General features: G+C 72.1%; 25 protein-coding genes. 10 read left to right on the top strand and 15 right to left on the bottom strand.

The window, feature by feature from the left end; all coding sequences use genetic code 11:
• Positions 1-26: 26 nt before the first annotated feature.
• The 8 genes from ACH4DZ_RS24250 to ACH4DZ_RS24215 all read right to left on the bottom strand — a co-directional run bounded on the left by ACH4DZ_RS24250 (position 27) and on the right by ACH4DZ_RS24215 (position 7,941).
• On the bottom strand, positions 27-557 hold the full coding sequence (locus ACH4DZ_RS24250) for a cupin domain-containing protein (RefSeq protein ID WP_398289390.1): 531 nt from the start codon (positions 555-557) through the stop codon (positions 27-29).
• Entirely contained in the window at positions 554-1,780 is a 1,227-nt protein-coding gene (locus ACH4DZ_RS24245) for a cytochrome P450 (RefSeq protein WP_398289389.1), read from the bottom strand. Before ACH4DZ_RS24245 ends, ACH4DZ_RS24250 begins: the two co-directional genes overlap by 4 nt.
• Before the next feature lies 1 nt (position 1,781).
• Positions 1,782-2,846, bottom strand: a complete 1,065-nt coding sequence (locus ACH4DZ_RS24240) for a type III polyketide synthase (protein ID WP_398289388.1) — start codon at positions 2,844-2,846, stop codon at positions 1,782-1,784.
• 287 nt (positions 2,847-3,133) lie between these two features.
• Positions 3,134-3,373: a DUF6213 family protein gene (locus tag ACH4DZ_RS24235; protein ID WP_107018811.1), complete on the bottom strand. Its 240-nt coding sequence runs from the start codon at positions 3,371-3,373 to the stop codon at positions 3,134-3,136.
• Between the two features lie 25 nt (positions 3,374-3,398).
• The gene (locus ACH4DZ_RS24230) at positions 3,399-4,784 is read right to left on the bottom strand and encodes an NADP-dependent succinic semialdehyde dehydrogenase (protein WP_398289387.1); all 1,386 of its coding nucleotides are present in this window, start codon (positions 4,782-4,784) and stop codon (positions 3,399-3,401) included.
• 94 nt (positions 4,785-4,878) lie between these two features.
• On the bottom strand, positions 4,879-5,355 hold the full coding sequence (locus tag ACH4DZ_RS24225; RefSeq protein ID WP_398289386.1) for an NUDIX domain-containing protein: 477 nt from the start codon (positions 5,353-5,355) through the stop codon (positions 4,879-4,881).
• Positions 5,352-6,908: an ATP-dependent DNA ligase gene (locus ACH4DZ_RS24220; protein ID WP_398289385.1), complete on the bottom strand. Its 1,557-nt coding sequence runs from the start codon at positions 6,906-6,908 to the stop codon at positions 5,352-5,354. Before ACH4DZ_RS24220 ends, ACH4DZ_RS24225 begins: the two co-directional genes overlap by 4 nt.
• A gap of 94 nt (positions 6,909-7,002) precedes the next feature.
• On the bottom strand, positions 7,003-7,941 hold the full coding sequence (locus tag ACH4DZ_RS24215; protein ID WP_398289384.1) for an NAD(P)/FAD-dependent oxidoreductase: 939 nt from the start codon (positions 7,939-7,941) through the stop codon (positions 7,003-7,005).
• 77 nt (positions 7,942-8,018) lie between these two features.
• On the opposite strand from ACH4DZ_RS24215, the gene ACH4DZ_RS24210 reads away from it, so the two are divergent.
• The 6 genes from ACH4DZ_RS24210 (at position 8,019) to ACH4DZ_RS24185 (ending at position 13,445) form a co-directional block, all read left to right on the top strand.
• Positions 8,019-8,654: a helix-turn-helix domain-containing protein gene (locus ACH4DZ_RS24210; RefSeq protein ID WP_398289383.1), complete on the top strand. Its 636-nt coding sequence runs from the start codon at positions 8,019-8,021 to the stop codon at positions 8,652-8,654.
• Positions 8,655-8,757: 103 nt separating this feature from the next.
• The gene (locus tag ACH4DZ_RS24205; RefSeq protein ID WP_398289382.1) at positions 8,758-9,759 is read left to right on the top strand and encodes an NADPH:quinone oxidoreductase family protein; all 1,002 of its coding nucleotides are present in this window, start codon (positions 8,758-8,760) and stop codon (positions 9,757-9,759) included.
• A complete protein-coding gene (locus tag ACH4DZ_RS24200) occupies positions 9,756-10,937 on the top strand; it encodes an acyl-CoA dehydrogenase family protein (protein ID WP_398289381.1) in 1,182 nt (393 codons plus the stop codon). Before ACH4DZ_RS24205 ends, ACH4DZ_RS24200 begins: the two co-directional genes overlap by 4 nt.
• Positions 10,934-12,019, top strand: a complete 1,086-nt coding sequence (locus ACH4DZ_RS24195) for an acyl-CoA dehydrogenase family protein (RefSeq protein ID WP_398289380.1) — start codon at positions 10,934-10,936, stop codon at positions 12,017-12,019. Before ACH4DZ_RS24200 ends, ACH4DZ_RS24195 begins: the two co-directional genes overlap by 4 nt.
• A gap of 225 nt (positions 12,020-12,244) precedes the next feature.
• Positions 12,245-13,111 carry a phosphatidylinositol-specific phospholipase C/glycerophosphodiester phosphodiesterase family protein gene (locus tag ACH4DZ_RS24190; RefSeq protein ID WP_398289379.1) on the top strand — a complete coding sequence of 289 codons (867 nt, stop codon included), beginning with the start codon at positions 12,245-12,247 and terminating at the stop codon, positions 13,109-13,111.
• A 139-nt stretch (positions 13,112-13,250) separates the two neighbouring features.
• A complete protein-coding gene (locus ACH4DZ_RS24185) occupies positions 13,251-13,445 on the top strand; it encodes a hypothetical protein (RefSeq protein ID WP_107018929.1) in 195 nt (64 codons plus the stop codon).
• Positions 13,446-13,468: 23 nt separating this feature from the next.
• Here ACH4DZ_RS24185 and ACH4DZ_RS24180 read toward each other — a convergent pair whose 3' ends face one another.
• The 7 genes from ACH4DZ_RS24180 to ACH4DZ_RS24150 form a co-directional block, all read right to left on the bottom strand.
• Entirely contained in the window at positions 13,469-14,713 is a 1,245-nt protein-coding gene (locus tag ACH4DZ_RS24180; RefSeq protein WP_398289378.1) for a phosphodiester glycosidase family protein, read from the bottom strand.
• Between the two features lie 80 nt (positions 14,714-14,793).
• Positions 14,794-15,159: a DUF779 domain-containing protein gene (locus tag ACH4DZ_RS24175; protein WP_398289377.1), complete on the bottom strand. Its 366-nt coding sequence runs from the start codon at positions 15,157-15,159 to the stop codon at positions 14,794-14,796.
• 268 nt (positions 15,160-15,427) lie between these two features.
• Positions 15,428-16,501 (bottom strand): ABC transporter ATP-binding protein, encoded by a 1,074-nt coding sequence (locus ACH4DZ_RS24170; RefSeq protein ID WP_398289376.1) that lies wholly within the window; start codon positions 16,499-16,501, stop codon positions 15,428-15,430.
• 22 nt (positions 16,502-16,523) lie between these two features.
• On the bottom strand, positions 16,524-17,549 hold the full coding sequence (locus ACH4DZ_RS24165; protein WP_398289375.1) for an ABC transporter ATP-binding protein: 1,026 nt from the start codon (positions 17,547-17,549) through the stop codon (positions 16,524-16,526).
• Complete coding sequence (locus tag ACH4DZ_RS24160; RefSeq protein WP_398289374.1) at positions 17,546-18,613, bottom strand: ABC transporter permease; 1,068 nt, start codon at positions 18,611-18,613, stop codon at positions 17,546-17,548. Before ACH4DZ_RS24160 ends, ACH4DZ_RS24165 begins: the two co-directional genes overlap by 4 nt.
• Before the next feature lie 14 nt (positions 18,614-18,627).
• The gene (locus ACH4DZ_RS24155) at positions 18,628-19,557 is read right to left on the bottom strand and encodes an ABC transporter permease (RefSeq protein ID WP_398289373.1); all 930 of its coding nucleotides are present in this window, start codon (positions 19,555-19,557) and stop codon (positions 18,628-18,630) included.
• A 1-nt stretch (position 19,558) separates the two neighbouring features.
• Positions 19,559-21,148, bottom strand: a complete 1,590-nt coding sequence (locus ACH4DZ_RS24150) for an ABC transporter substrate-binding protein (protein WP_398289372.1) — start codon at positions 21,146-21,148, stop codon at positions 19,559-19,561.
• A gap of 383 nt (positions 21,149-21,531) precedes the next feature.
• Between ACH4DZ_RS24150 and ACH4DZ_RS24145 the strand changes: the two genes are divergently transcribed.
• The 4 genes from ACH4DZ_RS24145 (at position 21,532) to ACH4DZ_RS24130 (ending at position 25,832) form a co-directional block, all read left to right on the top strand.
• Positions 21,532-22,512 carry a 2-hydroxyacid dehydrogenase gene (locus ACH4DZ_RS24145; protein WP_398289371.1) on the top strand — a complete coding sequence of 327 codons (981 nt, stop codon included), beginning with the start codon at positions 21,532-21,534 and terminating at the stop codon, positions 22,510-22,512.
• Between the two features lie 70 nt (positions 22,513-22,582).
• Positions 22,583-23,857, top strand: coding sequence for a glucarate dehydratase family protein (locus tag ACH4DZ_RS24140; protein WP_398289370.1), 1,275 nt, complete (start codon positions 22,583-22,585; stop codon positions 23,855-23,857).
• A 16-nt stretch (positions 23,858-23,873) separates the two neighbouring features.
• Positions 23,874-24,851: a 2-hydroxyacid dehydrogenase gene (locus tag ACH4DZ_RS24135; protein WP_398289369.1), complete on the top strand. Its 978-nt coding sequence runs from the start codon at positions 23,874-23,876 to the stop codon at positions 24,849-24,851.
• A gap of 69 nt (positions 24,852-24,920) precedes the next feature.
• On the top strand, positions 24,921-25,832 hold the full coding sequence (locus ACH4DZ_RS24130) for a 5-dehydro-4-deoxyglucarate dehydratase (protein WP_398289368.1): 912 nt from the start codon (positions 24,921-24,923) through the stop codon (positions 25,830-25,832).
• The last annotated feature ends 16 nt before the right edge of the window (positions 25,833-25,848 follow it).

Raw genomic sequence — 25,848 nt, 5'->3', positions numbered from 1 at the left:
GCCCGCACTGTTCCGCCGACCGGAAGCTATCCGTGGCGCAACGGAGTGAGCTGCTCGATGTCGTACCGCGACCGCAGCTCCTCGATCGCCGCCACGTCCGGCGGACCCCCCTCGTCGAGAATGCGGAGCAGTTCGTCGAAGTACCGCTCGTGATCCGGCGGCGGCGACGCCTGGAAGAACATCTTCGCCGGCGCCCCCGTCGGATTGGCGAACGCGTGCGGACAGCCGGGCGGCACGACGATCACCGTCCCCGGCGTCGCCCGTACCACCCGGTTGCCCGAACCCGACTGCCAGCGCTGCCAGTTGTCGCGCGTCCGGACCAGCGGCTCGAAGGCGAGCACGTCCAGCTCGCCTTCGAGGACGTAGAACAGCTCCTCGCTGCGCGCGTGGACGTGCGCGCCGACGTCGAAGCCGGGCGGCACGACCACCTCGAAGCTGGACGCCGCCCGGGAGTGCGTACCGGTCACCTTGAAGGTCACGTGCTGGGCCGGCGTCCGTACCGTACGGCCGTGCCCCGGTGGCACCAGCAGACCCTCGGGCGGCGTGAGCGCGGTCACCAGGTGACGGGCAGGGCCTCGGGCCCGCGGATCAGCGCGCCGCGCCGCCACGGCACCTCCTCCGCCGAGACGGACAGCCGCAGTGTCGGGATCCGGTCGAGGAGCGTGTTCACCATCAGCTCCGACTCCATGCGGGCGAGCATGCCGCCCACGCAGTAGTGCGGACCGTGCCCGAACGCCACATGCGGGTTGGCGGCGCGGTCGAAGTCGATCCGGTCGGGGTCGGGAAAGACGTCCGGGTCCCGGTTGGCGGCCAGGTAGGACACGTAGATCGGGTCGTCCTTCCTGATCCGTACGCCGTGCAGGACGACGTCCTCCGTGGCGATCCGGGACAGACCGACGGCGTTGCGGTGCGGGATGTAGCGCAGCAGCTCGTCGAGGGCCTGTGGGCGCAGTGCCGGCTCGTCGCGCAGCCGGTCGAAGAGGGCCGGCCTGGTCAGGAGGATGTAGAGCATCTGGCCGGTGTTGTTGGTGACGGCCTCGCCGCCGATCTGGATCGGGCCCGCGAGCGCCACCGCCTCCTCCTCGGTGATGTCGCCCCGGCCGACCGCCGCGCCGAGCAGCGAGGTGACGTCCTCGCCGGTCGCGCCGCGGCGCTCGGCGATCAGCTTGGCGAAGTACACCTCCATGTCCCGCTTGGCCCGCTCACTGGCCTCGGCACCCTGGCTGGAGGAGAGGATCGACTGCGTCCAGGTGTGCATGGTGTGCCGGTCGTCCGCCGGGACCCCCATCAGCTCGCAGATGACGGTGATCGGGAAGGGGGACAGGACCCGGTCGATCAGATCGGCCGGGGGACCGTCCCGGAGCATGTCGCCGACCATGGTGTCCAGGGTCCGCTCGGCGTTCGCCCGCAGGCGTTCGACCCCGCGCGAGGTGAACGCCGCGTTCACCGCCCTGCGCAGCCGGGCGTGGTCGGGCTTGTCGACGAAGCTCATCGCGCCCGGCGCCGGGATGAAGTGCGGTGCCAGCCGGGTGACCTGCCGGCCGAGCACCTTCGCACGGCTGAACCGGGGATCGTTCGTCACCAGGCGTACGTCGTCGTAGCGGGTGACCAGCCAGGCCCAGCCCTCGCCGTTGGGCAGCTGGATCCGGTTGATGGGGCCTTCGCGCATCAGCTCGGACAGGACGGGGTCGAAGTCGACCCCGGTCAGATCCAGGGCGGGCCAGTGCCGTACCGGGGGCGCTGCCGCCGTCTCTTGGTTCACGGTCAGGTCAGAGGTCATGTCACGCCGTCATTTCGCTCGTGCGGTGCCAGCGGCCCAGCGCCATCTCGGCCGTGATCCCCGGCCCGAAGCCGGCGAGCAGCCCGCGTGCCTGGTGAGGGGAGCCCCCCTCGTCGAACAGCCGGCGCAGTGCGTCCAGGACGACGGCGCTGGCGATGTTCCCGTACTCGGTGAGCGTCGCCCGGCTGAACCGGAAGGCCTCCGGTGCCACTTGCAGGAACTTGCTGAGGTCGTCGAGGATCCGCGGACCCCCGGCGTGGATGATGTAGAAGTCCAGGTCCGAGGCGTCCCAGCCGTGCAACCCCGCGAGGTTGTGCAGGGCGGGGGCGAGTGGCTCCATGGTGGCCGGGACCCGCTTGTCCAGCAGGAAGTGGAAGCCGGTGGCCCGCACGTCGTACATGATCCAGTCCTCGGTCTTGGGGATCAGGTACGAGCCGTTGCGCTCCAGCCGGATGCCCTCGCCGCCCTGTCCGCGGACCACCGCGGCGGCGATACCGTCGCCGAACAGCCCGTTGCACAGCAGTGAGCCCACGCCGAGGTCGGTCGGCTGGTAGCACAGCGAGCAGAACTCGCAGGCCACGATGAGCGCGTTGGACTCGGGGTACGCCGTGCAGAAGTCGTGCGCCCGGTTGATCGCTGCGCCCCCGGCGGCGCAGCCGAGCTGCGCTATGGGTATCTGGCGGGTGTCGCTGCTGAACCCCATGGAGTTGATCAGCCAGGCCGTCATCGAGGGCATCATGAAGCCCGTGCACGAGACGTAGATGATCACGTCGATGTCGGTGGCCAGGACCTCCGCGTCGTCGAGCGCGCGCTGGACGACGGCCGGCACACGGGCCTTCGCCTCGGCCGTGTACACCTTGTTGCGTTCCTCGAAGCCGGGGTGCTTCAGGGTCTCCTCGATGGGCTGCACGATGTGCCGGGTGCGTACACCGGTGTTCTCGATCAGCCGCAGCGCGAGCGGCAGTTGGGGGTGATCGGGGTGGCGGGAGCGCGCCAGCTCAAGCGTCTCCTCCATCGTGATCACGTATTCCGGAACGGAGACCGCGGGTCTGCACAAAGTCGCCATGTGCCTGCGCCTTCTCTCGCCCGCCGGGAACTCCCTCTCCCGGGCGGAAGGGTGGTCCCACCACGATCACCCGAGAAGTCCCGTTTATCGCGCCGGACTACTCCAGACCGGGGACACGGGCCGTACGGCCCTTCAGAGGCGCGGCCCCTTCAGGGGCGCGGGGAACGGCGCAGTCTTTCGCCTTTCGCCTTCAGCGGCGCGGGGCCGTATCGGCATGCGGCTCCGCCGCGGGGCGCGGCCGGCCCCCACGCACCCGCAGCGTGCAGACGACCTCAAGAACGCCCCCCTCAGCCGGAGGCGCCCCCGCTGCTGTGCGCGATGCACGCCACATCGATCCGGTCGGCGAGCTTGGCCAGCTCGATGGTGAGCGCGGCCACCGTGTCCTCGTCGAGCCCGTCCTCCCCGGCCTCGACGAGATGAAGCCACCGGCCCCCCATCGTGCGCAGCAGCTTGCTCACATCGGCGGCAGCCACCTGCAGGGTCCCGCGGTCGTCGACGATCAGAGGCAGGGTCACTTCGCGGTTCACACTGGGGATCGTAGCCGCGGAAGGCTCACGCTCCGTGCCATACGGTGGTGATGTTGCAGAACTCTCGGATTCCGTGGCCCGAGAGCTCACGACCGTAGCCGGACCGCTTGACCCCGCCGAACGGGAACGCCGGGTGGGACGCGGTCATCCCGTTGAAGAAGACCCCGCCGGCCTCCAGATCCCGTACGAAACGGTCGGTCTCGGCCTCGTCGCGGGTCCAGACGTTGGAACTCAGGCCGAACGGCGTGTCGTTGGCGATGGCCACCGCCTCGTCGAGGTCGGCGGCGCGGTAGAGCGTGGCGACCGGGCCGAACGCCTCCTCGTGGTGGATACGCATCTCGGGCGTGATGTCGGCGAGGACGGTCGGCGGGTAGTACCAGCCCTCCCCGTCGGGCCGCTCACCGCCGCACAGCACGGTCGCGCCGCCCTCCACGGCGTCGTCGACCAGTTCCGTCAGGTCGTCACGGCCCTGCTCGGTGGCGATCGGGCCGACGTCCGATCCCTCGTCCAGCGGGTCACCCATGGTGAGGGCCTTCATGGCCTCGGTGAAGCGCTCGGCGAAGGCGTCGAAGACGTCCGTGTGGACGATGAACCGCTTGGCGGCGATGCAGGACTGGCCGTTGTTCTGCACCCGGGCCGTCACCGCCGTCTTCGCCGCCTTGTCGATGTCGGCCGACGGCATCACCACGTACGGGTCGCTGCCGCCCAGCTCCAGGACGGTCTTCTTGACCTCGTCCCCGGCCACCGAGGCGACCGCGCGGCCCGCCGGTTCGCTGCCGGTCAGGGTGGCCGCCTTGACCCGCGGGTCGCGCAGGATGTCCTCGATGGCGCCCGAACCGACGAGCAGCGTCTGGAAACAGCCCTCGGTGAAGCCCGCCCGCCGGAACAGGTCCTCCAGGTAGAGGGCGGTCTGCGGGACGTTCGAGGCGTGCTTGAGCAGACCGACGTTGCCCGCCATCAGCGCGGGCGCGGCGAAGCGGATCACCTGCCAGAGCGGGAAGTTCCACGGCATGACGGCGAGGACCGGGCCCAGCGGGCGGTAGCGCACGAGGACGCGGGAGGCGCCGGAGTCCTCCGCGTCGGTCTTCGCGCCCTCCTCGTCGGCGAGGAGTTCCTCGGCGTGGTCGGCGTACCAGCGCATCGCCTTCGCGCACTTCGCCGCTTCGGCGCGGGCCTGCTTGATCGGTTTGCCCATCTCGATGGTCATCGTCCGGCCGATGTCCTGCGCGTCGCCCTCCAGGAGGTCGGCGGCTCGGTGCATCAGCCGGGCGCGCTCCTCGTACGAGGTGGTGCGGTGCGTTCGGAACGCGGCCTCCGCGGTGGCGAGGCGGTGCTCGATCTCCTTGTCGTCGAGGGCGTCGTAGGTCTGCAGGGTTTCGCCTGTTGCCGGGTTCACTGTTGCGATGGGCATTCTTCTGGCCTCCTGATGCTGTGTGTCCGGTGCGGGTCCGTGGGGGCCGGGCGCGCCGTTCCCCGCGCCCCTTAGGGGGCGCGTGCCCCTCTCGTCAGCGCATATGTTCTTCCAGACGGTTCAGGAACTCCGTCTGGGCCCTGATCAGGACCGCTCTGGCGCGGTCCATGTCCAGCCACTCCACCCGGTCCAGTTCCGGGAACTCCTGGATGCGGCCCGAACCGCGGGGCCACTCCATCGTGAAGGTGCCGGGGGTCATGGCGGTCGGGTCGAGGTCCGCCTCGACGGCCCAGGCCGTGACGATCTTGCCGTTCGTCTGGGTGACCTCGCCGAGGGGGACGGGTTCGCCGTCGGGCGGTGGCAGGCCCAGTTCCTCCTGGAACTCGCGGCGGGCGGCGTCCCAGGCCGGCTCGTCGGGCTCGTACTCGCCCTTCGGCACGGTCCATGCCCCGGCGTCGCGCCGCGCGAAGAACGGGCCGCCCATGTGGCCGAGCAGCACCTCGACGCCCCGGTCGGTGCGGCGGAACAGGAGCAGGCCCGCGCTGCGTTTCGCGGCGGCGGCCGGGGTCATGGGGCGACCCCCGGGTGTGCGGCGAGCACCGTTTCGACGGTGTCCGCCTCCGCGGGTGTCTTGTCCTCGCGGTAGCGCACGACCCGGGCGAAACGCAGGGCGACGCCCGCCGGGTAGCGGGTGGAGCGCTGCAGACCGTCGTACGCGATCTCCACGACCAGCTCCGGGCGGACGGTGACCACGTAGCCGCTCTCCTCGACGGGGCCGACGGCGAGTTCCTGGAGCCGCTCGGTCTGCCAGGCCAGCAGCGCGTCGGTGAGGCCCTTGAACGTCTTGCCCAGCATCGCGAACGAGCCGTCCGCCCTGCGCGCGCCCAGATGCAGGTTGGAGAGCTTGCCGGTACGCCGCCCGCTGCCCCATTCGGCGGCCAGTACGACCAGGTCGAGCGTGTGGACGGGCTTGACCTTCAGCCAGGAGGCTCCGCGCCGGCCCGCGCTGTAGGGGGCGTCCAGGGACTTGAGGACGACACCCTCGTGGCCGCGCGCGAGCGTGTCGGTGCTGAACCGCTCGGCTGCGGCCCGCGCCGACTCGTCCGTGGGATCCGGCACGAGCAGACGCCGTACGCGCATCGGCTCGGGGACCAGCCGGGCCAGCTCCGCGTGGCGGTCGGCGAACGGCAGGTCCAGCAGGTCCTGGCCGTCCACGGACAGGGCGTCGAAGAAGACGGGGGAGACGGGCACGGCCGCGGCGGCGGTCGCCACGTCCACCCGGGAGCCCACGCGGCCCGCGGTCTCCTGGAAGGGCCGGGGCCGCCCGCTCCCGTCGAGCGCGATGACCTCGCCGTCCAGGATGAAGCGATCGACCTTCAACTCCCGTGCGGCGTGAGTGATTTCGGGCAGCCGGTCGGTGATGTCGTCGAGGGTGCGGGTCCAGACGCGTACCTGGTCGCCGTCGCGGTGCACCTGGACGCGGATGCCGTCGAGCTTCTCCTCCACCACGCACGCGCCGAGCTTGTCGAGCGCCTCGGCGACGGAGGGGGCGCTGTGCGCCAGCATCGGCAGTACGGGCCGGCCGACGGTGAGCCGGAACGCCTCCAGCGCCCGCGGTCCGTCGGCCAGCAGCCGCTCGGCCACGGTCTGCAGCGAACCCGCCAGCATCACGGCCCTGCGTACGTCGGCGGAGGGCGCGCCCGTCGCCCGGGCGAGCCCTTCGACCGCGACGGCGTCGAGGGCGCCCTGCCGTACCTCGCCGCCGATCAGCGCGCGCAGGAACCGCTGCTCGGACTCGGTGGCCGCGCCCATCAACTCCCCGACGATGCGGGCCCGTTCCGCCTGCGAGCCGGCGCCGGAGACGGCGCCGAGAGCGGTCAGCCGGCCGTCCACCTCCCGCACGGTCAGCGTGGGTTCGTCGGCGGGCGGCACGGACGTGCCGAGGAGCTTCCAGCCGACACCGAGCCGCCCCTGGGGCAGGCGGCCCGCCAGATACGGGATGACGATCGGTACGTCGTCCGCCTCCGCGTCCCGGAACAGCTCCGCGAGCAGAGCGACCTTCCGGGAGCGCGCCGAGGTGGCGGCGACCTCCTGGGACACGTTGGCGAGCCGGGACAGCAGCATGAAGTCATGGTGCTACGGAGACGCCCCGGCTACACCTGGGCGGACGGGCCCGCCGGCCCGGACGGGGCCCTGCCGCCACGTCCGGACGGGCACGTCACGGCACCCGCACCGCCGCGTCCAGGTCCGCGAGCAGCAGTTCGCCGTTGATCGTGGCGCCCGCCCGGTAGCCGCCGCTCGCCGCGTTCACGACCTGCTCGCCGAAGCCGATCGCGTTGCCCGCCGCCCAGACGCCCGGCACGCTGGTCAGGCCCGTCGGGTCGACCGCGGCGTACGAGCCGAACGGGGTCTCCTGCAGTGCGGCGCCCAGCTGTTCCAGCAGGCCGGTGCGGGGGATCGGCCGCGGTGCCACGAACAGCACCGAGCGCTCGTGGGCCGTGCCGTCCGCCAGCCGGACCGCCGTGAGCCGGTCGTCGACGACGTCGAGCCCCGCCACCTCACCGGGCACCACGGCGACCCCGGCCGCCGCGAGCCTGCGCAGATCCTCGTCCGCCAGCTCCTCCTCCGCGACCGTGTGCAGGAACAGGGTCACGTCCTTGGACCACTGGGAGACCATCAGCGCCTGGTGTACGCCCATCGGGGTCGTGGCGAGCACGCCGAAGGCCTGGTCCCGCACCTCCCAGCCGTGGCAGTACGGACAGTGCAGCACGTCCCTGCCGAAGCGCTCGGCGACCCCCGGCACCGTCGGCAGCTCGTCCGCGAGGCCGGTGGCGACGACCAGCCGGCGCCCGTGCACACGGCGCCCTGTGCCGAGCGTCACGTCGAACTCGCCGTCCGCGTCCCGCGCCACGTCCACCGCCAGGTCCCGGACGAGCTCGACGCCGTACCGCGCGATCTCCTCGCGTCCCGCGGCAAGGAACTCGGCCGGTGACGTGCCGTCCCGGGTCAGATAGCCCTGCATGTGGGCGGCGGGCGCGTTGCGCGGCTCGCCCCCGTCGATCACGAGCACACTGCGGCGTGCGCGCCCCAGGACGAGCGCCGCGGACAGTCCGGCCGCACCCCCGCCGACGACGACCACTTCGTACGTATCGGTCATGGTGACCACCTCCACTGAGAAGATCGCCCCACAGCACCCGTATTGACAAATGGCTTTGCCGAAACTGCAATACAGGTATGAGTGAGCACAAGGACCACGAAGAGCCAGGGGAGCCGGGCGACCGTGACACGGAGGGCGTCCTCGCGGAGGTCGGGCCCCGGCTGCGCCGCGTCCGCAAGGAGCGCGGCGCCACCCTCGCGGGCCTGTCCACCGCCACCGGCATCTCCGTGAGCACCCTCTCCCGCCTGGAGTCCGGGCTGCGCAAGCCCAGCCTGGAACTGCTGCTGCCCATCGCCCGGGCCCACCAGGTGCCCCTCGACGAACTCGTCGGAGCGCCGCAGGTCGGCGACCCGCGCGTCCGGGCGGCCAAGCCGATCGTCATGCACGGCCGCACCCACTGGCCGCTCACCCGGCAGCCCGGCGGCCTGCAGGCCTACAAGGTCCTCGAACCCAAGCGGAAGCTGGAACCGGAGCCGCGGGTCCACGAGGGCTACGAGTGGTTGTACGTGCTCTCCGGACGGCTGCGCCTCGTGCTCGGCGAGCACGACGTCGTGCTCGGCGCCGGGGAGGCGGCCGAGTTCGACACCCGTGTGCCGCACTGGTTCGGGTCGACGGGGGAGGGGCCGGTGGAGTTCCTGAGTCTCTTCGGCCGGCAGGGGGAGCGGATGCACGTGCGGGCGCGCCCGAAACGCGACGGTGACCGGACCGGCTGACGTCGACCGGTCCCCGCTTGTTCCCCTATCGGCAAGCGACCGCTTAGTATGCGGTTGACCCCGAGGCGCGAACACAGCAGACACAGTCCCGTGGAGGCCCCGCATGCAGGCATGGCAAGTGCACGAGAACGGTGAGCCCGGCGAGGTGATGCGGCTCGCCGAGGTGGAGCGGCCCGTCCCCGGTGACGGCCAGGTCCTGCTCAAGGTGCGCGCGGCGAACATCAACTTCCCGGACGCCCTGATGTGCCGCGGCCAGTACCAGGTCAGGCCGCCGATGCCGTTCACGCCCGGGGTGGAGATCTGCGGCGAGACCGAGGACGGCCGGCGGGTCATGGCCAACCCGGCGCTGCCCCACGGCGGCTTCGCCGAGTACGCCGTCGCGGACGCCGCGGCCCTGCTGCCCGCGCCCGAGGCGCTGGACGACGCCGAGGCCGCCGCGCTGCACATCGGCTACCAGACTGGCTGGTTCGGCCTGCACCGGCGGGCCCGCCTTGAGGCCGGCGAGACGCTGCTCGTGCACGCCGCCGCGGGAGGGGTCGGCAGCGCGGCGGTGCAGCTCGGGAAGGCCGCGGGGGCGACCGTCATCGGTGTCGTGGGCGGCGCGGACAAGGCCGCCGTCGCCCGCGAGCTGGGCTGCGACCTCGTCGTGGACCGGCGCGCCGAGGACGTCGTCGCCGCCGTCAGGGAGGCCACCGGCGGCCGGGGCGCCGACGTGATCTACGACCCCGTCGGCGGGGACGCCTACACGCAGTCCGCCAAGCTCGTCGCCTTCGAGGGCCGGATCGTGGTCGTCGGCTTCGCGAGCGGCACGATCCCCAGCCCGGGGCTCAACCACGCACTCGTGAAGAACTACTCGATCCTCGGCCTGCACTGGGGCCTCTACAACACCAAGGACCCGAAGCTGGTCCTGCGCTGCCACGAGCAGCTCACCGAGCTGGCCGCCCGAGGGGCGATCAGGCCGCTCGTCAGCGAGCGCGTGCCGCTGGCCGGCGCCGCCGGCGCCGTCCAGCGGGTCGCCGACGGTGTCACCACGGGCCGGGTCGCCGTGCTGCCCGGCCTCGGGACCGCCCCTGAGGGCACGAGCGAGAACGGAGCCGTGGCATGACCGACGCCGCCGAACTGCGCCGCCGCACACAGGAGTTGCTGGCCGCGCACCCGGTCGACCGCACGGACCCGGCAGACTTCCTCAAGGCCCGCTTCGACGCCGGACTCGCCTGGGTGCACTATCCGGAAGGTCTCGGCGGCCTCGGCGCGCCGCGCTCCCTCCAGGCCGTCGTCGACACCGAGCTGGAGGCCGCCGGCGCTCCCGACAACGACCCGCGGCGCATCGGCATCGGCCTCGGCATGGCAGCGCCGACGGTCCTCGGCTTCGGCACCGAGGAGCAGAAGAACCGCTTCCTGCGGCCCCTGTGGGTCGGCGAGGAGGTCTGGTGCCAGCTGTTCAGCGAGCCGGGAGCGGGCTCCGACCTGGCGGCCCTCGGCACCCGCGCCGTCAAGGACGGCGACGACTGGGTGGTCAACGGGCAGAAGGTGTGGACGTCCAGCGCCCACCTCGCCCGCTGGGCCATCCTCATCGCCCGCACCGACCCGGACGCGCCCAAGCACCGCGGTATCACCTACTTCGTCTGCGACATGACCGACCCCGGCGTCGAGGTGCGCCCGCTGCGCCAGATCACCGGCGAGGCCGAGTTCAACGAGGTGTTCCTCACCGACGTCCGCATCCCCGACGCGCACCGCCTCGGCGAGGTCGGCGACGGCTGGCGGGTCGCGCAGACCACTCTCATGAACGAGCGGGTCTCCATCGGCGGCATGCGCATCCCGCGGGAGGGCGGGATGATCGGCCCGGTCTCCAAGACCTGGCGCGAGCGCCCCGACCTGCGCACCCACGACCTCCACCAGCGCCTTTTGAAGCTGTGGGTCGAGGCCGAGGTGGCCCGGCTCACCGGCGAACGCCTGCGCCAGCAGATGGTCGCGGGACAGCCGGGCCCCGAGGGCTCCGGCATGAAACTCGCGTTCGCCCGCCTCAACCAGGAGATCAGCGGCCTGGAGGTCGAACTCCTCGGCGAGGAAGGCCTGTTGTACGAGGACTGGACGATGCGCCGACCCGACAAGGTCGACTTCACCGGCCGTGACGCCGGCTACCGCTACCTCCGCTCCAAGGGCAACAGCATCGAGGGCGGGACCAGCGAGGTCCTGCTGAACATCGTCGCCGAACGCGTGCTGGGGCTGCCCTCAGAGCCGCGCACCGACAAGGACGTCGCCTGGAAGGACCTGGCCCGATGACAACGCAGCCCGACCTGCTGTACTCGGAGGAGGAAGAGGCGCTGCGCGCCGCCGTCCGTGACCTGCTCGCCGACCACTGCGACCCGGCGGACGTGATCGCCCGCACGGAGTCCGGTGCGCCGCACGACCGCGAGGCGTGGAAGGCACTCGCCGAGGGCATGGGACTCGCGGGCCTGCTGGTGCCCGAGGCGCTGGGCGGCCAGGGTGCCACACACCGCGAAGCCGCCGTCGTCCTGGAGGAGTTGGGCCGCGCGGTCGCTCCCGTGCCCTATCTGACGAGCGCGGTCGTCGCCACCGAGGCGCTGCTGGCGAGCGACGCCGACGACCTCCTCACCGAGCTGGCGTCCGGCCGCCGTATCGGCGCCCTCGCCGTCGCCCTGAACACCGCTCCCGGCGGCGCCTGCCGGACCGTACGGATCGAGAACGGCGTCCTGCACGGGGAGTTGACGGGCATCGCGGACGCTGTCGGCGCCGATGTGCTGCTCGTTCCCGCCGAGGACGGCGGCCTGTACGCGGTCGACGCGGACGCCGTGACCATCACCCCGCAGGTGTCCCTGGACCTGACCCGGCCGGTCGCGAAGGTCGTCCTCGACGGAACGCCCGCCCGCCGGATCGGCGACGCCGCCCCCGCCGTACGGCGTGCCCTGCGGGCCGGCGCCGGACTGCTCGCCTCCGAGCAACTCGGCCTCGCCGAATGGTCGTTGACGGAGACCGTGCGCTATCTGAAGGAGCGCAAGCAGTTCAACCGGCCGGTCGGCGGCTTCCAGGCGCTCAAGCACCGGCTCGCCCAGCTCTGGCTGGAGACCGTCCACACCCGCGCCGCGGCACGCAACGCGGCCGACGCGCTGGCCGGCGGGAGCGCGGACGCGGACGTGGCGGTGGCCCTCGCCCAGGCGTACGCGGCGCCCGTAGCCGTCCACGCCGCCGAGGAGGCCCTCCAGTTGCACGCCGGCATCGGCATGACCTGGGAGCACCCCGTGCACCTCTACCTGAAGAGGGCCAAGGCCGACTCGATCGCGTACGGCACGGCGGGCAGCCACCGGGAGGCACTGGCCGAACTGGTGGACCTCCAGGCCCCCTGACCGACTCACCGGCACGTATCGCACGAAGGCCCGCTTCTGCCCCCTGGGGACGGGAGCGGGCCTTCGCGCGCGGGTGGCCCGGTGAAGTGAACACCCAACGGCAGTCCGGCCAACTCACCGCACGACTCTGCTCCTTGGGCCTGCCAAGACTCCATACTCTCCCCAGTCCCGACTTCGCCGGCCGGGCGGACAACGGCCCCGTACGGCACTCCCAGGGAGGCAGACATGGCCCTCACCACCCGTCGCAGAGCCCTCACCACCCTCGCCGCCGGACTGGCGGGCGGTATCGCCCTGCCCGCGTACGCGCAGGCGAGCGAGGACAGGCACCGCCCGCGCCCGCTGTGGCGTGCCCACGCCCACAACGACTACCTCCACCCCCGGCCCCTGTTCGACGCGCTCGACCACCGCTTCGGCAGTGTCGAGGCCGACATCTACCTCGTCGACGGCCAACTCCTCGTCGCCCACGACCCGGTGGAGCTGGACCCGGCCCGCACCCTGGAATCGCTCTACCTCAAGCCCCTCGCCGCCCGCGTGAAGGCCAACCGGGGGTCGGTGTACCGGGGGTACCGCAAGCCGCTCCAGCTGCTGATCGACATCAAGACCGAGGGCTCGGCCACGTACCTCGAACTGGACCGCCGACTGCGCCGCTACCGGCACCTGTTCACGACGTACGCCCATGGCCGTGTCCTTCCCGGCGCGGTGACGGCGGTGGTCTCCGGCGACCGGGCCGCCCGGGTGCCGATGGAGGCCCAGACCGTACGGCACGCCTTCTACGACGGCCGCCTCCTCGACCTGCTGGCCCCCGTCCCGGCCCCGGCCTCCTTCATTCCGCTGATCAGTGACAACTGGACGCTCAACTTCACCTGGCAGGGCGTCGGCACGTTCCCCGAGGCCGAGCGGCAGAAGCTGCGCGGGATCATCCTGGCCGCGCACTCCCGGGGTCAGAGGGTCCGCTTCTGGGCCACCCCGGACCTGGCGGGCCCCGCCCGGGACGCGGTCTGGGGCGAACTGCTCGCCGCGGACGCCGACCACTTCAACACCGACGACCTCGCCGGCCTGGAAGCCTTCCTGGACGCCCACCGGCGGGCGTAACCGGGGCGCGGGCCCGGCCCGGTGTCGTCACGCGCAGTCAACACACGTTCGGCGGACACGTCAGCCGCACGGACGAACCCCCCGCTACGCCACACTTGCGGCCGAAAGCCGCGGTGCGGCGTGGCGGAGGAGGTTGACGATGGCCATTTCCATCTCTGTGGTGCTGCTGCTCGTGATTCTGACGGTGGTGTTCCTGCGCAACGGCGCGCTGAAGCTCTCGCACGCCGTGGTCTGCGTCCTGCTCGGCTTCTATCTCGCGAGCACCAGCATGGCGCCGACCATCCACGACGGGATGACGGCGACGGCCGACATCGTCAGCAGCCTCAGGCCCTAGCGAGCCCGAGGCACCGGGGGGCCTCAGGTCTTGGAGAACACGCCGATGCCGTTGGGCACCGGGCGTTCGGCCCCGCCGCTGGGGTGGTTGCGTACGGTCGCGGTGGTCGACCCGGGCTCCCGGGCGGCCAGCGTGGTGGAGCCGCCGCCGTCCAGACTGAACGCGTCCGCCGAACCCAACTTCTTCATCTGGGTGGCGACTTCCGCGATGGTGAGACCGCTGCGGAACTCCGCCGCCCCGTCGAGCGCCAGCAACAGCAGCCGGTGCCCACCGTCCGAGATGCCCGCCGCGGTCCGTACCGCCGCCGTCACGTCGTCGAGCCCCGCGAGCGGCTGCCCGCCCCGCAGGACCGGATAACCACCGATCGCGAAGCGGTACGGGGTTTTCGACGAGGCCGCCACCAGCCGGTGCCGCACCGCGACCCGTTCGCCCACGGACAGCTTGCGCAGTTGCTGGGCGCCCGCCTCCCGGCCGACCAGAACCGTGGTGTCCGAGGCGATGGTTCCGCTGCCGGGGGTGTCGGCCGACGACACGACCCGGCCGTCCTGGACGGTCACCTCGTAGGTGTCCGTGCTGCAGGGCGCGGCCCGGTCGGTGTCCGTCCCGCAGGTGGCCCGCGCCCGGGAGACCTGACCCCAGTCCGAGGTGAACGCGCCGACGGAGCCCACGGGCAGCGCGTACTGGTTGAGGCCGCCGAGCGGAAGCCGCGTCTGCGGCGTCTCGACCGAACCGTCGAGGGCCAGGCTGTCGAGGCGGGCCCGGTGGTCCGTCCCCACGCCGAGTACGTCCTCGGTGCTCGTGCCGGGTGGCAGGGCGGGTCCGAAGCGCTGGCCGTCCGGTACCGCCGCCTTGAAGGTGTGCCCGTTCGCGATCGCCGGGCCGACGGACGCGCCGGTCGCCTCGACCCCCGGGTGCTGGGTCTCGGTGATGTTGAAGAAGTCGCCGTTGACGCCCGCGACCGCGCCCTGGGCGTCGGTCAGCCGGGAGACCGTCGCGCGGGCCGCGACCACGCCCGGGTGCAGCAGATCGACGCTCACCCCGGGGTTGGTGAGATCGACGCTGAGTACATGCGCGTGCGTCACACCCTTGGCGGCCGGGATGTCGAACTCCGTATAGCGCACCCCCGGCGCGATCCGGCTGAAGGCCGGTGCGCCGCCGGTCGGCGCGCCGCTGGCCGGTGGCGCCCCGGCGAGGGCCGCGCCGGCCAGCGCGCTCCACGCGGCGAGGACCGTCAGTGCGGTTCTGAGTCGTCCGGTGCGTAGTGTCACGGTGCCCCTGCTCTCCGCTGTCTCCTCAAATGGCCCAGGACACCGGGGAGTTCACCACAGAGCGGGTGCCTTGACGACGACTACGTGCCGACGAGGCGTGAACGCGTCAGGAAACGTACCCCTTCGGGTGCCTCCAGAGAGAAGCCGCTGCCCCGCCCCGCCACCACGTCGATGATCAGCCGGGTGTGGTTCCACACCTCGTACTGGCTCCGCGACATCCAGAACGTGACCGGTTCCCCGACGCCCTCGACGGTCAGCGAGGCGAGCAGCACGTCGGAGTCGCCTGTCCTGAACTCGCCCTCCGGGAAGCACATGGGCGCGCTGCCGTCGCAGCAGCCGCCCGACTGATGGAACATCAGGGGACCGTGCGCGTCCCGCAGTTTGCGCAGCAGCTCGGCGGCGGCGGGGGTGAGTTCCACGCGGGGGGCGGAGTCGGTTGCGTGCACCGGGCATCACTCCTCATGGCTTCGGGAGTACTGCCGCGGACCCTACATCCGGCTGCGGGCCGGTGGGGGTCACCCGCGCAGTTCCCCGCGCCCCTGAGAGGCGGGGCTGCGCCCCGGCCTCCCCAGCAGCGCGGACGGGTGCATCTTCGGCTGCGACCCCGGTGGGGGTCACCCGCGCAGTTCCCCGCGCCCCTGAAGGGCGCCCTTCAAGGGGCGCGGGGAACCGCGCGACCGGCCCCCACCGGCCCGCAGGCGACGAACCACCCGCTCACGCCCGCGCAGCAACCCCCTCCAAAGGGAAGTGGCACAGCGCGCTGTGGGAGCCCCGCTCGACTGCCGGCGGTGCCTGCGAGGCGCACAGATCCTCCGCCCGCGGACACCGCGTGCGGAACCGGCATCCCGACGGGATGTCGAAGGGCGACGGAATCTCGCCCTTGAGCTGGATCTCCCGGTCGCCGGACGCGCGGGACGCGTCCAGGACCGGCGCGGCCGACATCAGGGCCGCGGTGTAGGGATGCCGGGGGCGTTCGAAGACCTCCTCGGTGGCGCCTTGTTCGATGACCTTGCCCAGGTACATCACGGTCACCCGGTCGGAGATGTACCGCACCACGGACAGGTCGTGGGAGATGAACACATAGGCCACGCCGAGGCGTTCCCGAAGCTCCGACAGGACGTTCAGGACCTGGGCCTGCACCGACAGGTCGAGCGCGGAGACCGGCTCGTCGCAGACGATGAGGTCGGGGTCCAGGGCCAGCGCGCGGGCGATGCCGATGCGCTGGCGCTGCCCGCCGGAGAACTCGTTCGGGTAGCGGTGGGCGTCGCCGGCGCGCAGCCCGACCAGGGCGAGGAGTTCGCGGACCCGCTTCTCCCGGGCCTTGGCGTCCGGTACGACGTCCCGGTGGGTGCGCCAGGGCTCACCGATCAGGTCGGCGGCCGACATCCGCGCGTTGAGCGAGGCGAAGGGGTCCTGGAAGACCATCTGGACGCGGCGCCGCCAGGCCAGCAGGTCCTTGCCGCGCAGGGCGAACGGGTCGGTGCCGTCGAACCGTACGGTGCCCGCGTCGGGCCGTTCCAGGCCGAGCAGCACCCGGGCGAGGGTGGACTTCCCGCAGCCCGACTCACCGACGAGCCCGAGGGTCTCGCCCCGGCCGAGCCGGATGTCCACCCCGTCCAGGGCGGTCAGCCGGCGGCGGCCGTGGCCGAAGGTCTTGGTGACGCCGCTGACCTCCAGCAGGGGCCCGGACTCCTCCGGCCCGCCGGCGCGGAGTCCGTCGGTGGAGGTGGAGGTGGAGGCGGAGGAGGCGGTGGTGGCGCCGCCTTCGGGCGTGCCGCTCTCAGACATGCGGGTTTCAGGCGTGCGGCGTTCAGGCACGGTCGAGCTCCTCGGAGAAATGGCAGGCGGCCGAGCGTCCGTCGCCCGACGCCCGCAGGGACGGCCGCTCCTGGACGCAGCGCTCGCGCACCAGCGGACAGCGGTCCTGGAAGACGCATCCGGTCGGCACCGCGCTCAGTTCGGGCGGGCTGCCGGGCACGGCGGGCAGGGGGCGCCCGCGCACGGCGTGTTCCGGTACCGAGTCGAGCAGCCCCCGGGTGTAGGGGTGGCGGGGGGCGGCGAAGACCTCGCGCACCGGCCCGTTCTCGACGACCGTGCCCGCGTACATGACGACCACGTCGTCCGCGCGCTGGGCGACCACGGCCAGGTCGTGGGTGATCAGTACGAGGGCCATCTCCCGCTCGTCCTGGAGGTCCCGCAGCAGCCGCATGATCTGCGCCTGCACGGTCACGTCGAGGGCGGTGGTGGGTTCGTCGGCGATGAGGACGTCGGGGTCGAGGGCGACGGCCATCGCGATCAGCAGCCGCTGCCGCATACCGCCGGAGAACTGGTGCGGGTAGGAACGGGCCCGCTGCCGCGGCTCCGGGATGCCCACCCGGGTCATCAGCTCGACCGCCTTCTCGTGCGCCTCGCGCCGGGAGAGTCCGCGGTGGATACGGAACGGCTCGCCGATCTGCCGCCCGACCGGCTGCACCGGGTTGAGGGCGGTCAGGGCGTCCTGGAAGACGATCGACAGCACGGGGCCGGCCAGCTTGCGGCGTTCCGCCGGGCTCATCCGCAGGGTGTCGCTGCCCCTGACCCGGACGGCACCGCCGGTCACCTCGGCCGCGGGGTCCAGCAGCCCCACGACCGACAGCGCGGTCATCGACTTGCCGCAGCCCGACTCGCCGAGGAGGGCGAGGGTACGGCCGCGACGGACGCTGAAACTGACGCCGTCGACGGCGCGTACCTGCCCGGAGGGTGTGTTCAGGTCGACGCAGAGACCCTCCACGTCGAGGGCGGGGGTGTTGTCGGGGATACCGGCGGCGGACGGCGAGGGCGCGGCGGTGGTCGTCACGGGATCAGCTCCGGAGGTACGGCGGCGGAGGCACCGCGGCGCTTGGTGGGCAGCGTCAGTCGCCAGCGCTGGGCGGGGTCGGTGGCCATGCGGACCCAGGCGGCGAGCACCGTGGCGGACACCGTCGTGAACACGATGGCGAGCCCCGGGAGCACGGTGATCCACCAGGCGGTCTGGAGGTACTGCCGGCCCTGGGCGACCATCAGGCCCCAGCTGACGTCCGGCGGCTGGATGCCGATGCCCAGGAAGCTGAGCGAGGACTCGGTGAGCATGACGAAGCAGAAGTCGAGGGTGGCGACCGTCAGCAGGGTCGGCAGGGCGATCGGCAGGATGTGCCGGTGGATGATGTTCCGGCTGGGGGTGCCGAAGGTGCGGGCCGCGTCCACGAACAGCCGGCTGCGCAGTTCGGCGGCCTCCGCCCGCGCGGTGCGCAGGTAGACCGGTATACGGGCCACCGCGAGGATCAGCACGATGTTCAGCGCGCTCGGCGAGAACACGTACAGCACGACCACCGCGATCAGCAGGGAGGGGAAGCTGAGGATCACGTCGGCGACGCGCAGGGCGAGGCTCTCTCGGCGGCCCCCGTGGTAGCCGGCCCACAGGCCGAGCGCCGAGCCGATCAGCAGCGAGCACAGCACCGCCGGGACGGCCACGGACAGGGTCGTCGCGGCGGCGTCGATCAGCCGGGCCAGCACGCTGCGGCCGAGGACGTCGGTGCCGAACAGTCCGTACACCCCGTCGCCCAGGGACGGCGGTCGCAGGGAGGCGTCCAGGTCCTGCCGCTGCGCGCGGTCGCCGATGACGAGCCGGCCGAAGAGCGCCACGAGGACGACCAGGGAGAGGACGACGGCTGCGACGGCCGCCGCGCGGTCGCGGCCCAGCATGCGCCACCAGTTCGCCCGGTGGGGCGCGGATCCGCCGCGGGCGGCAGCGGTGTCTGTGGTGTCGGCGGTGACAGTGGTCTCCGCGGTGTCGGCCGCAGTTTTGTCCGGGGTGTCTGCGGCGGTGGTGTCCGCGGTCGTGCCCACAGGGGTGTCCGTGGTCGTGGGTTCTTCTCGGGGCATGGTGCTTCCTTCGCTCACGCCGGCACCGCCAGTCGCACACGGGGGTCGGTCAGCGCGTGACAGACGTCGACCAGGATGTTGAGCGCGAAGATCGTCACCGCGGTGAGGAGCACGGCCGCCTGGAGGACCGCGAAGTCGCGCTGGAGGATGGAGTCGATCATGAGTTTGCCGATGCCGGGCCAGCCGAAGATCGTCTCGACGATCACCGCGCCGTTGACCAGGCCCACCGCCAGGTCGCCGGCCACGGTCAGGACCGGCGTCACCGCGTTGCGCAGGGCGTGCCCGAAGATCACCCGCCGGGGCGTGGCGCCCTTGCTGCGGGCGATCTTCACGTAGGGGGCGGAGAGCGCGGTGACCATGCTGCCGCGCACCACCTGGACCAGCACGCCGAAGGGGCGGATCAGCAGGGTGGCGACGGGCAGTATCCAGATCTCGGGTCCGCCGAGGGTGCCGGAGGTCGGCAGCCAGCCGAGGCTCACCCCGAAGACGAGCACGCCCATGATGGCGAACCAGAAGTCGGGAATGCTGGCGGCCGTCATCGACAGCAGGCTGGCGATCCGGTCGACCGGCGAGTTGGGGCGGTAGGCGGCCAGGCTGCCGACCAGCAGCGCTCCGGTGATCGCGAGCAGCATGGTCACACCGGCGAGCTGCAGGGTGACCGGGAAGGCGTCGAGCACCATCTCGGTCGCCGGCTGCCCGGTCCGCAGCGAGGTGCCGAAGTCCAGGTGCGCGGCGTCGACGAGGTAGTTCCACAGTTGCGCGGGGATCGACAGGTCGAAGCCCTGGGCGGCGGAGAACTCCGCGCGCTGCTCGGCGGTGGCGCTCAGGGGGAGGTACAGGTCGACCGGATTGCCGGTCATACGGGCCAGGAAGAAGACGCCCAGCACCACACAGAACAGCGGGATGGCGCTGGAGATCATGCGCTTGCGCAGGAAGGGGATCATGTCAGTCCTTCGCCCCCTCGGCGGGGCCGACCTCGGCCAGCCGCATTTCGTCGCCGGTGGCGGAGTTCGGTTCGTAGCGGATCGACGGTGACAGCCCGAGAAGTCCGCTCATGTGGGCGATGTGGGTGTACTGGACGACGGTGTCGTTCTGGTCGGCGAGCAGGTCGGCGAAGGCCCGCTGGCGCTTCTGGCCGGACAGCAGGCCCGCGTCGGCGATGCGCCGGTCGAGCTCCTCGGTGCCGAAGGTGGACTGCGGGCCGTCGCTGAGCAGGTACTGGCTTGCGGTGAAGGCCGCGTCACCGGCCTGGTTGCCGTGCATGATCAGCAGCGCGATGGGTCCGACGTTCTTCGGCAGCGGCCTCAGCTGGTACTGGAGCTGGGTGGCGGTGTCGGCCATACGCACCCGTACGCTCAGCCCGATCTCCTTCATCTGGTACTGCAGGGCCTCCGCGGTCTCCGACACCCCGGAGAACATGCCGTTGCGGGCGACCAGGGTGATGGTGCGGCCGGTGGGTACGCCGTCGGCCTTCGCCTCCTTCACCAGGGCGCGGGCCTCGTCCACGTTCTGGCGGGTCGGCTTGATCGCGTCGCTGTGTCCCACCACTCCGGGCGGCACGAGCTGGCCCGCGGGTTCGGCCAGCCCGCCGAGCAGGGCGTCGATGATGCCCTGGCGGTCGACGGCCAGGTCGATGGCCCGGCGCACCCGCAGGTCGTCGAGCGGTGCCTCGCGGCCGTCCAGCCGCAGCGCGGTCGTCTCGTTGTTGGGATAGGAGGCGGTCGTGTCCTTCTCCGCCTCCATCGAGTCGAGCGCGACGGCGATCTCCGCCTCGTCCTTGTCGATCATGGCGGCCCGGACGCTCGCGTCGCTGCGCCAGACGTAACGGGCCCGGGGAAAGGCGGGAGCCTTGCCCCAGTAGCCGTCGTAGCGGCTGAGGGAGATCGCGGTGCCGGCCTGCCACGAGCGCACGGCGTACGGGCCGGTCCCGATCGGGACGCGCACCTTCGCCTCGGTGCTGGTGGAGCGCGGCACGATCTCCACGAAACTCAGGCGCAGCGGAAGGATGGGGTCGGGCTCGGGCGTGGTGACGGTCAGCCGGTTGTCGTCGACCGCCTTAACCTTCAGGTCGTCGTCGCCGAAGACATAGCCCTCGACGTTGCAGGCGAGGTCGGAGTTGACCGCCCGGTCGATGGAGAAGGCGGCGTCCTCCGCCGTGAACGGTTCACCGTTCTGGAAGGTCACCCCGCTGCGGGTGTCGAAGGTCCAGGTGCGGGGCCCGGTCTGTTTCCAGCCGGTCGCGAGCAGCGGGTGCAGTTCGCCCGAATCGGGATCGCGCTCGACGAGCGGCTCGGTGATGTTGGACCGGACGACGACGCCGGTACCGGTCAGTGAGGCCTCACAGGGCTCCAGCGTCGGTGGTTCCTGGGTGAGCACCACGCGCAGGGTGCGGCCGTCGGCCTCACCGGCGTCGCCGCCGGCGCTGTTGGCCACGGCGCAGCCACTGGACACCAGCACCGTGCCCGCCAGCAGCAGGGCGGTCGTCGGGCGGGACCGCCGTCGTCGGGGCGGAGGGGAGGAAACGGGGGACTTCATCGTCGGCGTATCTCCGGGGGAAGTGCTGATGTGTCGCGTTCCGAGTTCGGGACGACCTCCCAAGCTGTTTACACTTACGTACTCGGTCCGCATCTGTGAACGCCGAAGCTAAACCGGTGCCGTGGCAGCGTCAAGGGATGCGCGTCGACGGATCTTCTCGGGTCCGCCGCCACGGGGTGCTGCGGCGGTGATGCCGTCACCGCCTGTCGTCGTGCGTGCACCGCCCGGTCCCATCGGGCTGCCGCTGAGCGCCGGCGGAGTCCCGGACGTCACCGAACCTCCAGCACCGGCCTCGACACCGAACCCTGGCACCGGACCGACGGCACCGGACCGACAGTGCCGGACCGTCAGCACCGAACCCCACCCCCGACGGGAGTACCACCATGTCCCACCCCGCCACCCCCGACGACCTGGCCGCCCCGGCCGCCACGGGCACCGTCCTCCAGGTGTCCCCGCTGCTCCCCGCCCTGGAGAAGACCCTGGCCGAGCGCCACCGCACCGTACGGCTGCACGAACTGCCCGACCCCGCGGCCTACCTGCGCGAGAGGGCCGGTGACGTGGTGGCCGCGGTGACCAGCGCGCGGTTCGGCGTCGCCAACTCCCTGATGGGCGCGCTGCCGCGGCTGGGCGCGATCGTCCACTTCGGTGTCGGCTACGAGACCACGGACGTGGTCCACGCCAGGGCGCGCGGCATCGACGTCAGCAACACCCCCGACGTGCTGAACGACTGCGTGGCCGACCTCGCCGTCGGCGGTCTGATCGACGTGATGCGCGAGTTGTCGGCCGCCGACCGGTACGTACGGGCCGGCCGGTGGGGCGCGGCTCCCTACCCGCTGACCTCCCGGGTGAGCGGGAAGCGGGTGGGCATCCTCGGTCTCGGCCGTATCGGCCGGGCCGTCGCGCGCCGGCTCGAAGGCTTCGGCACGGACATCGCGTACTGCTCGCGGGTCCCGGTCGCCGACGTCCCCTACCGCCACATCCCGACCGCGTGGGAGCTGGCCGCCGGGTGCGACGCGGTCGTCGTCACGGTCGCGGGCGGGCCGGGCACCCGGGGGCTCGTCTCGGCGGAGGTGCTGGACGCGCTCGGCCCCCGGGGCTTCCTGGTCAACGTGGCGCGAGGCAGTGTCGTCGACGAGCCCGCCCTGGTCGCGGCGGTGCGGGAGGGGCGGATCGCCGGTGCGGCGCTCGACGTCTTCGCCGACGAACCGAACGTGCCGCGGGCGCTGCTGGAGTCGGACCGGGTGCTCCTGCTGCCCCACGTGGCCAGCGGGACGCACGAGACGCGGCAGGCGATGGCCGACCTGGTCCTGGACAACGTCCGGCGGTTCATGGCGGAGGGGGTCCTGCTCACCCCCGTTCCGTAGCCGCCCATTGACAGCCGCGAGGGTGGCTGTCTACAAATGAGAACGCGGACTACATATGAGGACGGCTTCCATGGCAGTGAACGCAGCACGCATCGCCGACGTCACCGTGACCCCCGTGGCCTTCAAGGACTACCCGCTGCTCAACACGGTCGGGGTGCACGAGCCTTACGCGCTGCGCACGATCGTCGAGATGACCACGGAGTCCGGGGTCACCGGCGTCGGTGAGACCTACGGCGGCACGGTCCACCTGGAACGGCTGCGCCGCGCCGCCGACGAACTGACCGGCCTGGACGTCTGGAACCTCAACGACCTGATCGCCCGCACCACGCGCGCGCTGGGGGAGGACACCTCCGGCGGCGACGGCATGTCCGGCATGGTCACCGGCAGCAGCGCCGTGGACCGGGTCATGTCGCCCTTCGACGTCGCCTGTCTGGACATCCAGGGCAAGCTGATCGGCAGGCCGGTCAGCGACCTGCTGGGCGGAGCCGTCCGCCCCTCGGTGCCCTACAGCGCCTACCTCTTCTACAAGTGGGCCGCACACCCCGGGCAGCCGGACGACGACTGGGGCGCCGCCCTCGACCCGGCGGGCCTCGTCGACCAGGCCCGCCGCATGATCGACGCGTACGGCTTCTCCTCCATCAAGCTCAAGGGCGGTGTCTTCCCGCCCGACGAGGAGATCGCGGCGGTCAGGGCCCTGCGCGACGCCTTCCCCGGCCTGCCGCTGCGCCTCGACCCCAACGCTGCCTGGAGCACGGAGACCTCGCTGCGCGTCGCCCGCGAGCTGGACGGCGACCTGCAGTACCTGGAGGACCCGACCGAGGGCATCGACGGCATGGCGGCCGTGGCCGCGGGGACACCGACACCCCTGGCGACCAACATGTGTGTCGTCTCCTTCGACGACCTCGCCCCGGCCGTGGCCCGCGGTTCCGTGGGCATCGTCCTGTCCGACCACCACTTCTGGGGCGGGCTGCGGCGCGGCCTCCAGCTCTCCGCGATCTGCGACACCTTCGGCCTCGGCCTGTCGATGCACTCCAACTCCCACCTGGGCATCAGCCTCGCGGCGATGACGCATCTCGCGGCGGCCACCCCGCGTCTCACCTACGCCTGCGACACGCACACGCCCTGGAAGCAGCCGGACGAGGACGTCGTCGACACCGAGGTGCTGCGGTTCACCGAGGGCCGCGTCACCGTCCCGACGGCACCGGGCCTGGGTGTGGAACTGGACCGGGACGCGCTCGCCAGGCTTTATCGGCAGTACCTCGACTGCGGACTGCGCGACCGCGACGACACCGGCTACATGCGCACCGTGGACCCCTCCTTCCCGACCAAGACCCCCCGGTGGTGACCCGACCGTGCACATCATGCTCAACCACCGCATCCTGAGCCGTTTCCACGAACCGCTCAAGGCCCGTGCGGAGGGGCCGCACACCTGGCTGGAGTCCGTCGACTGGACCGCGGACCGGATCTCCGAAGCCATCACCGGGGTCGAGGTGTTCGTCGGTTCACAGCTGTCCGCCGAGGACGCCCGGCGCGCCGAACGGCTCCGGCTCGTCCACGTCGTGGGCGCCGGCTACGACGGCATCCCGCTGGACGCGATCGGCCCGGAAGTGTCGGTCACCACCACGCACCACCACGGCCGTTCCATCGCCGAGCACGTGCTCATGTCCGTCATGATGCTGTCCCGCGACGTCCTGGGCGCCGACCGCGCGCTGCGGGCCGGACAGTGGCGCAACGTGGCCGTCGACCCGGAGCTGCCGTTCGGGACGACGCTGGAGGGCCGCCGGGTGGGCATCATCGGCTTCGGCGAGACCGGCACCGAGGTGGCCCGCCTCTGCCAGGCCGTGGGCATGCGGGTACGTGCCGTGCGGCGCGACCCCTCCGCGCCGGTCCCGGAAGACCTGCGGACCGACTGGATCGGCGGCGACGACCGGCTGCCCGACCTGCTGGCCGAGTCGGACGTCGTGGTGGTCACGGTTCCCCTCGGCCCCGCCACCCGCGGGCTGATCGGCGCCGCCGAGCTGGCGGCCATGGGACCCGAAAGCCTGCTGGTCAACGTGGCCCGCGGACCGGTCGTCCAGGAGGACGCCCTCCACGAGGCCCTCGACACCGGTGTCATCGCCGGGGCCGCGCTGGACGTGTGGTGGTCGGGCCCGCCCCAGGCGCCGAGCCGGCTGCCGTTCCACCGACTGCCCAACGTGCTGATGACCCCGCACCACTCGGGTCACACCACCGACACCTTCGCCGCCCGCGCGGTGGAGATCGCCGACAACATCAACCGCCTGGAACAGGGCCGCCCGCTCGCCAACGTGGTGCGCGCGGGCGCCGCCACGGCATCCTGACCGCCGGCTCCGCCCCCGGTCCCGCCTGTTCGCCCACTCGCCCCGCTGCCCCAGTAGTTGGAGACCCCCATGCTCGAAGGCGTCCTCTTCTTCCCCGTCACGCCCTTCACCGATCTCGGTGAGGTCGACCTGCCCGCCCTGCACCAGCACGTCTCGGCGGGAACCGACGCCGGCCCCGGCGGCGTGTTCGTCGCCTGCGGCACCGGTGAGTTCCACGCCCTCGACGTCGAGGAGTTCACCGTGGTGGTACGGACCGCCGTCGACGCGGTGGCCGGACGGGTCCCGGTGTACGCCGGGGCCGGCGGCGCGCTCGGGCTGGCCCGCCGCTTCGCCCGCGCCGCCGCCGAGGCCGGTGCGGACGGCCTGCTGCTCATGCCTCCCTACCTGGTCGACTCGCCCGCCGAGGGCCTGGTCGCGTACGTCCGCGCGGTCGCCCGGGAAACCTCCCTGCCGGTGATCGTCTACAACCGGGGCAACGCGCGCTTCGACGAGCGCACCGCGTCCGAGGTGGCCCAACTGCCCACGGTGACAGGCTTCAAGGACGGTTCCGGCGACCTGGATCTCGTCGCCCGGATCATTCCCGCCGTACGTGAGTCGCTGAGCGCGTCCGGCAAGGAGTTCCAGTTCTTCAACGGCATGCCGACCGCCGAGGCGAGCCAGCCGGCCTACCGCGCCCTGGGCGTGAAGCTGTACTCCTCGGCCGCGTTCGCCTTCGCCCCCGACATCTCCCTCGCCTTCCACCGCGCGGTGGAAGAGGGCGACACCCAGCGGGTCGACGCGCTGCAGCGGGCCTTCTTCCACCCCCTGGTCAGGCTGCGCAAGCGGGTCCCCGGCTACGCGGTGGCCCTGGTGAAGGCGGGGGTGACGCTGGAGGGGAGCAAGGCCGGTCCGGTCCGCCCGCCCCTGACCTCCCTCGCGGCGGCGGAGATCGAGGAGCTGGCGGCCATCATCGCCGAGGGGCGTGCCGTGCTCGCCTCCTGAGTGCCCTCCCCTCGTG

The sequence above is a fragment of the Streptomyces sp. NPDC017991 genome (assembly GCF_044328075.1).
GTDB lineage: Bacteria > Actinomycetota > Actinomycetes > Streptomycetales > Streptomycetaceae > Streptomyces.
Note: the sequence above shows the minus strand (reverse complement) of the source record. Positions and strands in the feature narration are given on the sequence as shown.